Here is a 13,637-nt window from a genome sequence, read left to right on the forward strand (position 1 = left end):
TCCGTCATCCCGCGCGGCCCGTCAGAGCAGCTTCTTGCTTTGCAGCCAATCGGTCGCGACCGTCTTGGGATCGCCGCCATCCACCGCGATCTTCGAGTTCAGCGCGCGCAGCGTCGGGCCATCGAGGGCGGCGAAGGCTGGGGCGAGGATGTCCTTGATCTGCGGATAGGCCTCCAGCACCGATTGCCGGATGATCGGCGCCGGCTCGTAGACCGCCTGCGCGTGCTTGGTGTCCTCGAGCGCCACGAGGTCGAGCGCGGCGATGCCGGCATCGGTTCCGTAGGCCATGGTGCTGTTGACGCCCGACGTGCCATCCGCCGCCGCGCGCTCGGTCGCCGCCGTGTCGCCGCCGGCGAGAACCAGCGTCTGGTCCTGGGTGAGCTTGAAGCCATAAGCACTCTCGAAAGCGGGCAACGCGAGCGGGCTTTCGACGAACTCCGCCGAAGCCGCCACGCGGACCTTGCCGCCGCCATTCACCCAATGCGCGAAGTCATCCAGCGTCGCGAGCTTGTTCTGCTTCGCGGTGTCGCCATTCACCGCGATACCCCAGGTGTTGTTGGCAGGCGCCGGGGCGAGCCAGACGATCTTATTCTTCGCGAGATCGAGGTTCTTAACTTTTTCATAACCGGCCTCGGCATTCTTCCAAACGGGGTCGGTATCGATGTTGAAGAAGAAGGCGCCGTTGCCGGTGTATTCCGGATAGATATCGATCTCGCCCGAGAGCAGCGCGGTGCGCACGATCTTGGTGTTGCCCAGCGAGACGCGATTGACCGTGGGAATCTTATGCGCCTTCAGCAGCGCCAGGATGATGTTGCCAAGCAGGCCGCCCTCGGTGTCGAACTTCGAACCGACACGAACCGGATCAGCCGCGCGTGATGTTATGGGTGACAGCAGGATGGCGAAAGCAGCGGCGGCCGTCGTGGCGAGTAGAGTGCGGCGGGAAACTGAGGTCATGTCTCGGAAACCTTTCCAGATCGACGCTTTGCTAAACAACTCCCGCGTTCGCGTAAATGCGAATATTTTACCTTCTCATGATCGTGATTTTGGCGTCGTGGACACGTCCTGGTTGAAGAGCCTGCCGCCTTGCGGCATGACTGCGCTAATTCTGGAGGAAACAAGGTCATGACACGGGTCACCAAGGCTTGTATGCGCGTGACCTTATTTCTCGGCTTGGGCGCGATGCTGTCGCTGGCGCCGCTGCGTCTCGTGCAGGCGCAGGATGACGCCGCGCCGGAGATCGACTTACCCGGCTTGCAGTCAGACGCAGAAGCCTTCGAGGCCAAGCTGCGCCAGGCCTACCCCGCAGGCGCGACCGACGATCAGCGGAAACGCGCGGCCGATGCCGCAAGCACCGCGCTGAAGACGGAGAGCTGGGCGCAGGCCTTGCCGGCGCTCCAAACCCTTGTCGGCGGCAATGGCCCGAATGCCACATCGAGCTGGAACAACTGGTATTTGCTCGCCCAGGCGGAGATGGGCGTGACCCCGCCGCATCCGGAGCTGGCCTTGCAGGCGGCTTGGATGGCCTTCACCCGGATCGACCAGAACAGCGACACATCGGCGGCGGATCAGGCCTCGGCGCTGAAGATCATGGACCGCGCCTTGGTGGCGCTGAACCGGCCGCTGCCGGAGATCGAGGTTCTGCAGGCCATCGCGCGCCGGCTGCCCAACGATCACGACGCGCAGGTCGCCCTGACGCAGCGCCAGCAGCAGCTTGGGCTGCTCTTCAAGGGGCTGGCAACGGATGCGGAGGCCTTTCCGGCCCGCGCCTGCCTCAGCTTCCTCGGCGACCCGTCGAATTCGCCTGATTTCCATCCGGCGGATTGGGTGAAGCTCGCGCCGGCCCAGAAGGACGCGGCGGTCACGCTCGAATCGCGCCACATCTGCGTCACGGGCCTGCCCGCGGGCGCGACGACAACCGTGACGGTCCAGCATGGGATGCCGGGAGACAACGGCCTCACACTCAAGCAGGATTTGGTAGTTTCCGTCGCCATGCCGGATCGCCAGCCGCGCCTCGTTTTCGATGGCGCGCGCTATATCCAGCCACGCGATGCGCAGGCGACGGTTGCACTCGACAGCGTCAATCTTTCGGCAGTGAAGCTGTCACTGGTGCGCATCGCCGAGCGCAACTTGCTCCATGTCATGCAGACCTACCCGCCAAGCCAGGGCGCCATCGCATCCTATGGCGCGACGGATCTGGCGCAGAACCAGGGCCGCGTGGTGTGGACCGGCAGCGCGGATGTCGCGGGTTTCGCGCGCAATGCGCTGAACCATACGGTGCTGCCGTTGCCGGCCGCTTTGTCGTCGCCGGGACTCTATGCGCTGATCGCGACGCCCGGCGACGGGACGCCCTTCGCGGAGGGCAGCGCGCCCACCGCTGTGCAACTCGTGCTCCGTACCGATCTGGCGCCGACCGTGTGGCATGGCGCTGAAGGCGATACCGTGCAGGTGAGGAGCTACGCGAGCGGGCTGCCCATACCGGATGCGAAGATCGATCTGCTCGCGACGGATAACGAGATCCTCGCCAGCGCGACGACGGATACCGATGGCGTGGTGCATTTCGCGCAGCCATTGCTGGCCGGACAGAACGGGCTGGCGCCCGCATCGCTGCATATCCGTGGCAAGGATGGTGACTTCACGCGCCTCGATCTCACAGCGCCCGACTTCGATCTTTCGGATCGCGGCGTCACGGGTACCGCGCAGCCCGGACCGGTCGACCCGTTTATCTGGACCGATCGCGGCATCTACCGCCCCGGTGAGACGGTGCAGGTGATGGCACTGCTGCGCGATGAAAGCGGCGCGCCAACGGATCTGCCGCTGCATCTGATTGTGACCCGGCCGGACGGCCGGGTGTTCCAGGACACGGTGCCGCCGCGCTCGGCGGATGCCTCCATCCACAAAGCCGTCACGCTGTCGAACGGCGCGCAGTTCGGGACTTGGGACATCGCGCTCAAAACCGATCCCAACGGGACCGCGATTGCCGACCAGAGCTTCCAGGTGGATGCCTTCGTGCCGCCCCGCCTCGCGGTGGAGTTCACCCAGCCGCCGGCGATGCTGGAACCTGGGCGCAGCACGGATCTCCCAGTCGCGGTCCGGTTTCTTTACGGCGCGCCAGGCGCCGATCTGTCGGGCTCCGGCACCATCACGCTGACACCGAACCCGACACCTTTCGCTGACTTTGCCAAATACAGTTTCGGCCTCGCGGAAGAGACTTTCACCTCGAAGCAGCTGCAGGCGGATCTTCCGGCGACCGATGCGGATGGCAAAACGACACTGTCGGTGGATCTTTCCGCTCTGCCGGATGTGAGCGGCGCTTTGCAGGCCTCGCTCTATGCCTCGATCAACGATCCCGCCGGGCGCAGCGTCGGCACCTCGACGAACCTGCCGATCCGTCCTGCCGCGCCGCTCATCGGCATCGGCGAGGATTTCGCCGACGGCACGGTGGATGCCGATGCCAAGGCCGGCTTCCGCATCGTCGCGGTGGCGCCCGATGGCAAGCGCGTCGCGATGCCGGTGCAGATCCGCATCGTGCGGCAGGAGCCCGATTGGCGCCTCGCGGTGAAGGACGGCCAGGCGCGATACGAGACCGTTTGGCGCGACGAGCCGGTGGATAGCCGGGACGTGACATTGCCGGCCGATGGCGCGCCCTATGTCTTCTCCCGCCCACTGCCCTTCGGCCGCTACCGCCTACAGGTCTTGCAGGCGAGCGGCGGCATGGCGGCGAGTTCCGTCATCTTCTATTCGGGCTGGGCGGTCGGCGATAATCCCGACGTGCCAGCGCGGGTCTCGGTCCGCGCCGATCACAAAACCTACAAGCCCGGCGACATCGCGACGATCCATGTCGAGGCGCCCTATGCGGGTCCGGCGACCGTGCTGGTGATGACGGATCGCGTGAAGCGGCTGATCGACTTGCCGGCGGCGAGCGCATCCTTCGACGTTTCCATTCCGGTAACGGCGGATTGGGGACCGGGCGCCTATGTCGGCGTGCATGTCTTCCGTCCCGGTGGGGCGGATGGCAAAACCGCGCCAGGGCGGGCGATCGGCTTGACCTGGGTCGCGCTGGACCCCGCGCCGCGCACGCTGCCGCTCAGCATCACGACCGACACCATCTATCGCCCGCGCACGACGGCGACTTTCGCCGTGCATACGACTCCCGGCGCCTGGGTGACGCTGGCGGCGGTGGATGAGGGCATCCTGTCGCTGACGAATTTCCAGACGCCTGATCCGCTCGGTCACTTCTTCGGCCAGCGCACGCTCGGCGTCGGCATCCATGACGACTGGGCGCGGCTGCTGCCGCCGGCGGGCGCCGCCAATACGATGCTGCGCCAGGGCGCGGGCGGTGACGACGATACGCAGTCCAATCCCATTCCGCAGATGATCGTCTCGCTCTTTGCGGGACCGGTGCAGGCGGGGCCGGATGGCGTGGCGCAATTCCCGCTCGCGCTGCCGGATTTCGACGGCACTCTGCGCCTCATGGCGGTGGGCTGGGATGGTGCGAAGACGGCAAGCGCCGCACAGGACATCACCATGCGCGATCCGCTCATCGTCGAGCCGCTCTTGCCGCGCTTCCTGGCGCCGGGCGATCAGGCGCGTATCGGCGTCATGTTGCAGAATCTGGAACTGCCGGCGGGGCAGGTTTCCGTTCATCTCACAGCCAGCGGCACGCTCGGACTATCCGGCGGCGATCCGGCGCCGGTGACCCTCGCCAAGGAGCAGCGGCTGGTTCTGCCGGTCGAGCTGATGGCGAACGGCACCGGGCTCGGCACGCTAACGGTGGCGGCCGATGGACCCTCGGGCTTCCACGTTACGCATAGCGCGACAATTTCGGTTCACGCGGCGCGTGGCATGATCGCGCAGGTGACGCCACTGACTTTGGCGCCGGGCGCCACGCAAAGCTTCGCGCCCAATAGCGGTGCCTTCGTGCCGGGGAGCTGGAAGGCGAGCGCCAGTTTCGGCCTCGGTGTTCGCTATGATGCGGCGGCGCTGGTCCGGGCGCTGGAAGCCTATCCGCTGGACTGCCTCGAACAGCTCACCAGCCGTGGCCTGCCGCTGGCGATGCTGTTGCAGGGCGACACCGCCGGACCGGATCGCGCCGGACGATTGGAGCAGACCACCGAGGCGGTGCTGGACCGTCAGCGTTATGACGGCTCCTTCGGACTATGGTCCTCGGCGGGCGATGCGCAGCCCTGGCTGACCGCATATGCGACCGACTTCCTCATGCGTGCCCGCGCCGCAGGAGCGGCGGTGCCGTCAACCGCCGTCACCTCGGCTTTGGGCTGGCTGACGACGGAGGTGGCGACGCCGCCGGGCAGCCCGACCGACCAGGCGGCGCAGGCCTATGCGCTTTACGTGCTGGCATTGTCCGGCCAGGCGCCGGCTGGAGCCATTCGTGTGGCGGCGACCAATCTCGATGCCGAACCCACACCACTTGCCCGCGCGCAAATCGCGGCGGCGCTGGCGAGGCTGGGTGAGACGGCGCAGGCGCAAGACATCTTCGCGGCTGTGCTCAAGGATCCAGCGCGCGACTATTGGTATGACGATTACGGCTCCGCGCTGCGCGACCAATTCGCGACGGCTGTGCTGACGCAGGAAAGCGGCGTCATGGCGCCGCAGCTTGCTGGTATCCGGGCGGCGCTGCCGGGGGCCAATCTCGATCCGGATGCGCTGAACACGCAGGAGCAGGCATGGGGCGGCGCGGCGGCGGCGGCGGCGGGGGCGAACGCGAAACCCGTGTCGGTCGTGATCGACAACAAGACGCTCGGCCCGGCGCCGACGCTAAGTTTGCCGGTCGCCGGCAAAGTGACGGTGCGGAACACCGGGCGCGCGTCTTTGCCCGGCAGTCTGGTGGTGCAGGGTGTGCCGTTGCAGGCGCCGGCCGCGGCGCGGAACGGCATGGAGATCCACCGGCACTTCTTCGCGCAGGACGGTTCGGCGCTGGATCCGGACAAGCTGGCGCAGAACACCACTTTCGTCATGGAGGTCGATGGCCGCGCGACGGATGGGCAGGGACATCAGGCGATGATGCTGGCCGGTCTGCCGGCGGGGTGGGAGATCGCGGGCCATTTCTCGGGTGGGACCGTGGCCGGGATGGATTGGCTCGGCACGCTGTCGGACACCGATAGCGAGAAGGCCGCGGATGACCGTTATGCCGTGGTGCTGAGCCTGACAGCGGATCATCCGGACTTCCGCGTCGCGGTGATGCTGCGCGCGGTGACGCCGGGCACCTTCGAATATCCGGGCATGACGCTGGCGGACATGTATCGCCCCGCCATCTTCGCGCGGCAGGGCGCGGTCCGCATTTCGGTGACCCCGGCGACGCCGTGACTCTGACCGGGCGCAAGGGGCGCCTGTTCGCCACACTCGCCGTCGCGCCAATCGTGGCGCTGGCTGGGGTGGTGACGTTGGGCGCCGTGTGGCCCGCGCCGACGCCGCGCGCGGAATGTTGGGGAACGCGGGTGGTGGATCGGGGCGGCGCATTGATCGCGCTTTCCCCGGTACCCGGCGGCGTCTGGCGATTTCGCGTTTCGCCGGAGCAGGTGTCGCCATTCCTCGTGCAACTGCTTGTGGCGGTGGAGGACCGGCGGTTCGCCACCGAGCCGGGGGTCGATCCTCGCGCTGTTTTGCGCGCGGGATGGCAGTGGCTGCGCGCTGGGCATGTCGTATCCGGTGGCTCGACGCTGACGATGCAGGTCGCGAAGCTGCTCGATCCCCGGCCGCGTGGCCTATCCGCCAAGGTCATCGAGGCGGCACGGGGGGTGGACCTGTGGTGGCGGATGCCGCGCCGGGATGTTCTTGGGCTGTGGCTGTCGCTCGCGCCATTTGGCGGCAATCTGGTGGGGGTCGAGGCCGCCTCCTACGCGTATTTTGGCAAGCCGCCGGGCGCGCTCGACGCCGCCGAGGCGGCACTTCTGGTGGCTTTGCCGCGCCGCCCCGAGGCGCTGCGCCCAGATCGGCATCCCGAGGCCGCGCGGCGGATCCGCGACCGCATCCTCCGTCTCGCCGAGACGCGCGGTCTCCTGACGCCGGAGGAGACGCGGGCCGCCATAGCGGAAGCGCTGCCGACGGCGCGGCAGCCGATGCCGCGCGCTGTGCCGCAGCTTTTCGCGCGTGTGCATCGACCGCCATTGCTCACGACGACGCTGGATGGGCCGACCCAGGCGGCGCTTCAGCGATTGGCCCGCGCGACGCTTGCCAAGCTGCCGCCGGATGTTTCGCTCGCCGTGATGATCGCGGATCTACCGAGCCGGCGTTTGCGCGCGGTCTGGGCCGGTGATTGGGGCGACGCGCGTCGCGCTGGGGCGATCGATCTGACCTCAGCCGAGCGCAGCCCGGGTTCGGCGTTGAAACCGTTTCTCTATGGCCTCGCCTTTTCGCAAGGACTCGCCAATCCGGACACACTGCTTGCCGATAGTCCGGCGCGGTTTGGCGGCTATGCGCCGGAAGATTTCACCGGGCGGTTTGCGGGAAATGTCAGGGCGGCGGATGCCCTTCGGCGGTCGCTCAACCTTCCCGCGGTTAGGCTGCTGGCGCAGTTCGGCGCGGTGCGCTTCGCCGCGGCTTTGTCGGCGGCGGGTGAGCCTTTGCGCTTGCCGCGTGGCGCGGTGGCGTCGCTTCCAGTGGTGCTTGGCGGCGCCGGTCAGACGATGCGCGGGATGATGGCGCTCTATGCGGCGCTGGCGACGGATGGGGCGGTTTCGCCGCTCGGCTGGCGCCCTAGCGGCGTGGCCGCTGCCTCCAGGCTGCTTTCGCCGGCATCCGCGCAGACCATCGCGGCGATCCTGACGCGGGCTTTACCGGGCGCTCCGGAAGGTCAAGGGATCGCGTGGAAGACGGGAACCAGCTGGGGCGATCGCGACAACTGGGCTTTCGGGTTCGATCGCGCGCAAGTCGTGGGCGTCTGGGTCGGACGGCCCGATGGCACGGCGATGGATGGTGGTGCGGCGGCCGATCATGCGCTGCCAGTTCTGGCGAGGGTCTTTGGTCTTTTGCCAGCGTCGCCGCGTTCAGCCGCCGAGGCGATGCACCTGTTATCTTTCGCGGTCACGCCCGACCCGGATCCGCTGCGCCTACTATTCCCGCCGCCGGGCGCGGTGATCGACGGCGCCGGCGCCTTGGACCTCAAGGCCATGGGCGGCATTCGGCCCCTAAGCTTCCTGGTCGATGGCGCGCCGGTGGCTTCCGTGGGAGCCCTCCGCACGACGCAATGGACGCCGCCCGGCCCGGGCTTTTACCGGGTCACAGTACTCGACGCACACGGCCGCGCGGCCCAGGCGGCGATACGGATTAAGGCCGCGGAGTAGAACAGTATCGAGCGGCGTTGGCGCGAAGCCTCCCCATCGTCATCCTCGGCGAAGGCCTAGGATCCACGCCTTGCTTGTGGCGGCGAAGACGAAGGCGTGGATGCCCGGCCTTCGCCGAGCATGACGGTGGTAGCCGTCCGATGGACCGATCTGATCCAGTAGGTTTGCCCTCAGGCAACCGCCTCCGCATCCGGATGGGCTGGTGCCGTGGCCCAGGCCAGTTCGACCAGCGTGACGCTGCGGCGGCCGAGGCCGTCGGTCTGGCAGACGATGAGGCCGCGTTCCTCCATATAGGCGAGTAGCCGCCGTGCCCGGCCGAGCGAGCGCGTGCCATAGGCGCGGGCGAGGGTTTCGTCGCCAGGACAGGGCGCATGGTCCCGCGCCGCGCGGGCGAGCATGAGGTAGATGCCCTGCATATCCTCGGGCAAGACGCCGGCGCGCGCGGTGATGTCCTGCCAGGTGGCATCCTCGGATTCCGCGGCGCCAATTCCGGCGCGGGCATGGGTGAGCATGCGGCGGAAGGTGGGAAGATCGGGCGGCGTGGCGCGCAAACCCTCGATCCGGCACCGGACCAGGAAGTCCTGATACAGCACGCCGATAGCGCGGAACCCGGCCTCCGGATCGGCCAGAATCGCGGCGAGGATAGCGTCGAGCCGCGCGCGCCGATCGGCCAGCGCCTCCGGCGTCGGCGTCTCGGGCGTTTCCGCCACACGGGCGACGGCGGCGGGAGAGTAGGCGATGAGCTGGCTCAACAGGTCGGGCGGCGCCGGTGCCGGCGCGCGGCGAGGCGTGCGAGCGGCTTCAGGCGGTGGTGCCGCGAGGATCACGGTGCGGGCGTCATCCAAACCGGCGGAGGGCATCGGCATCAGGCGGGGGCTTTGGCTCCGCGCCTCCGTCTCGGTCGCGGCGATGCGCAGGCTCAGCGGCCGGCGTGACAGAGCGGGGCCGAGGGCGATAAAATGGCCCCGCTCCAGATCGCGGAAAGCCTCAGCCTGGCGGCGCTCCATGCCGAGCAAATCGGCGGCGCGCGCCATGTCGATATCGAGGAAAGTGCGACCCATGAGGAAGTTGGACGCCTCGGCCGCGACGTTCTTGGCAAGCTTCGCCAAGCGCTGCGTCGCGATGACACCGGCGAGCCCCCGCTTGCGGCCCCGGCACATGAGATTGGTCATGGCGCCCAGGCTGAGCTTGCGGGCCTCGTCGGAAACCTCGCCGGCGACGGCGGGGGCGAAAAGCTGCGCCTCATCCACGACCACGAGCATCGGATACCAGTGATCGCGAGGCACCTCGAATAGCCCGCTAAGAAACGCCGCCGCATGCCGCATCTGGCCCTCGGCATCGAGGCCCTCGAGGTTGAGAACAGTCGAGACGCGATGCTCCCGCGCCCTTTCACCCGCGAGTTGCAACCCCTGCTCGGTCTGAGACTCGGCGTCGATCACCAGATGGCCGAAGCGTTCGGCGAGGGTCACGAAATCGCCTTCGGGATCGATCACCGCTTGCTGCACCCAGGGCGCGCTCTGTTCCAGCAGCCGGCGCAGGAGGTGGGATTTGCCCGAGCCGGAATTGCCCTGGACCAGCAGACGGGTCGCCAGCAGCTCCTCCAGGTCTAGCGTGGCGGGCGCGGTGACGCCGAGGCTGGTGGTCTCCCCCATCGCGATCGCAACCGTCATCCCGAGTCCCGCTCTGTTGCCGGCGGAGGGCTTATCAACGCCGCTCCAGCCAGTCGAGCAGTCCGGTGGCTGCTGCCACACCTGTCGCCATGCAGGCTTGCAGGAGATAGCCGCCGGTTGGCGCCTCCCAGTCCAGCATCTCGCCGGCGACGAAGACGCCGGGCAGGCGGCGGAGCATGAAGCTGTCGTCAACCTCGTCCCAAATCACGCCACCGGCCGAGGAGATGGCGCGGTCGAGACTTTGCGCTGCAGTCAGGCGCAAGGGTATCGCCTTGATGCGGGCGGCGAGGGCAGCGGGACCTCGTGGCAGCGCGATCTCCACTTCCCGCAGCAGCCCGATGGCAGCGGGGGCGAGGGCAAGCGTGCGGCGGAGGCCGGTCGAGAGACTGTCGCGCGGACGCAAGGCCGCGAGGCGCTTCGCGACTTCGCCTGCTGGCAGATCGGGCCGCAGGTCAAGCTGCAGAATGGCATGACCCTCGGCCGCGATGGCGTCCCGCAAGGCAGCGGCGAGTGCATAGACTGGCCCGCCCTCGATGCCGTAGCTCGCGATGATGGCGTCACCACGAGCCTGCTGGCCGTGAAACCGCAGGGCGATCGATTTGATCGGCTGGCCGGCATAGCGCTCCCGGAAATGCTGAGACCATTGCAGGGTGAAGCCGCAATTGGCTGGCCGGAAGGGTGCGAGCGCGACGCCGCGCTCGGCGAGCGTTTTCGCCCAGCCACCATCGCTGCCGAGGCGCGGCCAGGCAGCACCGCCGAGCGCCAACAGCACCGCGTCGGCCCCGGCGGGCGGCAGGCCCGCGAAGCTCAACGCACCATCCTCGGTCCAACCGAGCCAGCGGTGCCTCGGCATGACCTTGACGCCCTGCGTCTCCAGCCGTCCGAGCCAGGCGCGCAGGAGCGGCGAGGCTTTCATCGTCTTGGGAAAGACCCGCCCGCTGCTGCCTGTGAAGGAGGGCTGGCCGAGGCCCTCCGCCCACTCCCGCAGTGCTTCGGGCGGGAAGGCATGGATCACGGGGGCCAGGCGCTCCTCCGCCTCACCGTAGCGGCCGAGGAACTGCGGCAGGGGTTCGGAATGGGTCAGGTTGAGGCCGCCCCGCCCGGCCATCAGCAGCTTGCGGCCCGGCGCGGGCTTGTGGTCGTAGAGTGTGACGGCATGGCCGGCGGCACTCAGGCGCTCGGCCGCCATGAGACCGGCGGGACCGGCGCCAATAACAGCGATGCTTGTCACGAAAGGCCGGCGCGAATGGTCTCGTGGGCAGCGCTGTAGTTTCGCTCGAGCGTTTTGAGGTGGGGGCGGAGCAGGGCGTGGAGTTTCGGCAGAGCGTGGAAGGGCACGCCGGGCGCCCAATGGTGCTCGATATGAAGATTGGCATTCCAGAACAGCAGTCCGAAGGCGCGGGAGGCGAGGGTGGTGCGGGTATTGGCCATGCGGTCGTTGTTTTCGGGGCAGCCGCGATGCTCCGCCATCAGCACCGCCCGCAGCACCGGCTGGCCGAGCAGCATGGGCACGACCCAGAGCAGCAACGCGAGCGGCGACCAGATCAAGGTAAGGGCGGTGAGGAGGTAGAGCGCGAGGTAGACTCGCGCCTCGCGCACCACCGAGGTGCGGGCGGCGGCTGGAATCCAAGGCACGTCGGCGTTGCCGAGAGCCGTCACGAGAAGGCCGCGAACCTGGTTCGCCCAATAGGGCAAGCCGGTCAGCAGCCAGACGTAGCCGAGACGCGTGAGAGGGCGGGCGCCGATCAGTTCGGGATCGCGCTCGGGGTCCTGTGTGTGGCGGTGATGGGCAAGGTGGAACAGCCGGAAACCCTCCGGCGGCAGCACCAGCACGAAACCGCCGAGCCAGCCGGTAGTGCGATTGAGCCAGAGGCGGCGGAAGGTCGTGCGATGCGTGCTCTCATGCAGCGGCGCGAAGAGCGCAACCTCCAGGACCCCAAGCAGCGCCATCGCGGGCAGCAAGGCCCAGCCGTGGCGCGCCGCGATCACCAGCCCGAGCGCCAGAGCGATGGCTCCGAGATGGCCGCTGAACTGAATCAGGCCACGCCCGTCTGAGCGCACGGCCAGCGCCTTCAGTGCTTCGGTGGAGACGGGTGGGCGCGCGGAAGAGTGAAAGCCGTCCACGGCCCGCACTCTACCAGGATTTTCGCCGCGGTCGTCAGGCCGAGACCTTCACGCCTTTCCAGAACGCAACGCGGTCGCGGATATTGGCGGCGGCTTCCTTGGGCTCGGGGTAATACCAGGCCGCGTCTTCGTTGCGCGTGCCGTCCACCTCCAGGCTGTAGTAATGCGCCTCGCCCTTCCAGGGGCAGCGACTGGTCAGGGCGCTCGGCTTGAACAGGTCCCGGTTGAGACTGCTGGCGGGGAAATAGGCATTGCCCTCGACGGTCACGATGTCGTCGCTTTCCGCGAGAACCGTGTTGTTCCAGGTGGCTTTCATGCGTCGGATCCTTCCTTCGTTGTTTCCAGATCGCCAGCGTCGAGTGCGTCGATGCGGGCGGCGAGAATGAAGTCGTTGCGGTGCAGGCCCCGGATGGCGTGGGTGTGGAGGGAGATCGCGGCGTAGCCCCAGCCGAAGGCGATGTCCGGGTGGTGGCCGGACGCCTCGGCGACGGCGGCGACCTTCTCGACGAAGGCCAGTGCGGTCGCGAAGTTCTTGAAACGCCAGCCGCGTTCGATGCGCGATGGTTCCGCGGCCAGTCGCCAGCGCGGCACTTCCGCCAGCAGGCCCTGAGCCTCGGTCTCCGTCAGCGGGGTGACGCCGCCATGGCAGGGTATGCAACGCTCCTTCGCAAGTCCTGTCATGCCCCATCCTTTCTCGCCAGCCGCCGGTCGAAGCTGTGGCCGCGCGGGCTTCGGCACAAGGGCCGGGTGGCCTTCTCGGACGCCCGCGGCATCGGGGCGCGAGAGTTTCGCACGTGGGCCACTCGGATTTCACTATAGCTGGGTAGTGCAAGATGCGTCCCGGCCTCCAGATTGGCAGGACCCGCCGCGAAAGGTGCCATCATGCCCAAGGCCGTGATCTTCGACGTCGACGGAACTTTGGTCGATTCCGTAGACCTCCATGCCGAGAGTTGGGCGGTGACCTTCGACCATTTCGGCCATGCCATCCCGGTCGAGAAGGTGCGCTTCCAGATCGGCAAGGGCGGCGACCAGTTGCTGCCCGCGATGCTCGGGCAAAAGGAGGCGGATGCGCGGGGCAAGGAGATGGAGGACTGGCGCGGCGATCTTTTCAAGCGGCACTACCTGTCGCGGGTGCGCGCCTTCCCGGAGGTGGTGGCGTTGTTCCGGCATCTCCGTTCCGACCGTAAGCGCGTTGCGCTTGCCTCATCCGCCAAGTCGGAGGAGTTGCAGATTTACAAGCGGATCGCCGGCATCGAGCATTTGATAGACGCGGAAACGACGTTGCAGGATGCCGAGAGATCCAAGCCCCACCCTGACATCTTCGCCGCCGTGCTGAAGAAGCTGCACCTGCGCCCCGCGGATGTCGTGGTGGTAGGCGATACGCATTACGACATCGAGGCGGCGGGCGCCCTCGGCATCGATGCGGTCGGGCTACTCTGCGGCGGCTTTCCTGAGGGCGTGCTGCGCGCGGCGGGAGCTGTGGCGATCTACCGCGACCCGGCGGATCTTCTGGCGGAATATGCGAGTTCACCGCTGGCTTGAAATG

At 67.7% G+C, this 13,637-nt stretch carries 9 protein-coding genes; 3 read left to right on the top strand and 6 right to left on the bottom strand.

The window, feature by feature from the left end:
* Positions 1–21 precede the first annotated feature (21 nt).
* Positions 22–954, bottom strand: coding sequence for an ABC transporter substrate-binding protein (locus tag GSQ83_RS27090; protein ID WP_158805964.1), 933 nt, complete (start codon positions 952–954; stop codon positions 22–24).
* A 168-nt stretch (positions 955–1,122) separates the two neighbouring features.
* Here GSQ83_RS27090 and GSQ83_RS27095 point away from each other — a divergent pair, with 168 nt between their 5' ends.
* Both GSQ83_RS27095 and pbpC read left to right on the top strand, forming a co-directional pair.
* A complete protein-coding gene (locus GSQ83_RS27095) occupies positions 1,123–6,321 on the top strand; it encodes an alpha-2-macroglobulin (protein ID WP_158805965.1) in 5,199 nt (1,732 codons plus the stop codon).
* Complete coding sequence (pbpC, locus tag GSQ83_RS27100; RefSeq protein ID WP_158805966.1) at positions 6,318–8,297, top strand: penicillin-binding protein 1C; 1,980 nt, start codon at positions 6,318–6,320, stop codon at positions 8,295–8,297. The genes GSQ83_RS27095 and pbpC overlap by 4 nt, the downstream gene beginning before the upstream one ends.
* A 170-nt stretch (positions 8,298–8,467) precedes the next feature.
* Here the strand turns inward: pbpC and GSQ83_RS27105 are convergent, their stop codons facing one another.
* The 5 genes from GSQ83_RS27105 to GSQ83_RS27125 are packed head-to-tail and all read right to left on the bottom strand — an operon-like array spanning position 8,468 to position 12,772.
* Positions 8,468–9,967, bottom strand: coding sequence for an ATP-binding protein (locus GSQ83_RS27105; protein ID WP_158805967.1), 1,500 nt, complete (start codon positions 9,965–9,967; stop codon positions 8,468–8,470).
* A 34-nt stretch (positions 9,968–10,001) separates the two neighbouring features.
* Positions 10,002–11,198 (bottom strand): TIGR03862 family flavoprotein, encoded by a 1,197-nt coding sequence (locus GSQ83_RS27110; RefSeq protein WP_158805968.1) that lies wholly within the window; start codon positions 11,196–11,198, stop codon positions 10,002–10,004.
* Positions 11,195–12,091 carry a fatty acid desaturase gene (locus GSQ83_RS27115; protein WP_158805969.1) on the bottom strand — a complete coding sequence of 299 codons (897 nt, stop codon included), beginning with the start codon at positions 12,089–12,091 and terminating at the stop codon, positions 11,195–11,197. Before GSQ83_RS27115 ends, GSQ83_RS27110 begins: the two co-directional genes overlap by 4 nt.
* 34 nt (positions 12,092–12,125) lie before the next feature.
* Positions 12,126–12,407, bottom strand: a complete 282-nt coding sequence (locus GSQ83_RS27120; protein ID WP_158805970.1) for a DUF427 domain-containing protein — start codon at positions 12,405–12,407, stop codon at positions 12,126–12,128.
* Positions 12,404–12,772, bottom strand: a complete 369-nt coding sequence (locus GSQ83_RS27125) for a 4a-hydroxytetrahydrobiopterin dehydratase (RefSeq protein ID WP_158805971.1) — start codon at positions 12,770–12,772, stop codon at positions 12,404–12,406. Before GSQ83_RS27125 ends, GSQ83_RS27120 begins: the two co-directional genes overlap by 4 nt.
* Positions 12,773–12,973: 201 nt before the next feature.
* Between GSQ83_RS27125 and GSQ83_RS27130 the strand changes: the two genes are divergently transcribed.
* Positions 12,974–13,633: an HAD family hydrolase gene (locus GSQ83_RS27130; RefSeq protein ID WP_158805972.1), complete on the top strand. Its 660-nt coding sequence runs from the start codon at positions 12,974–12,976 to the stop codon at positions 13,631–13,633.
* Positions 13,634–13,637: the final 4 nt, after the last annotated feature.

Source organism: Acidisoma sp. L85 (assembly GCF_009765865.1).
Lineage (GTDB): Bacteria > Pseudomonadota > Alphaproteobacteria > Acetobacterales > Acetobacteraceae > Acidisoma.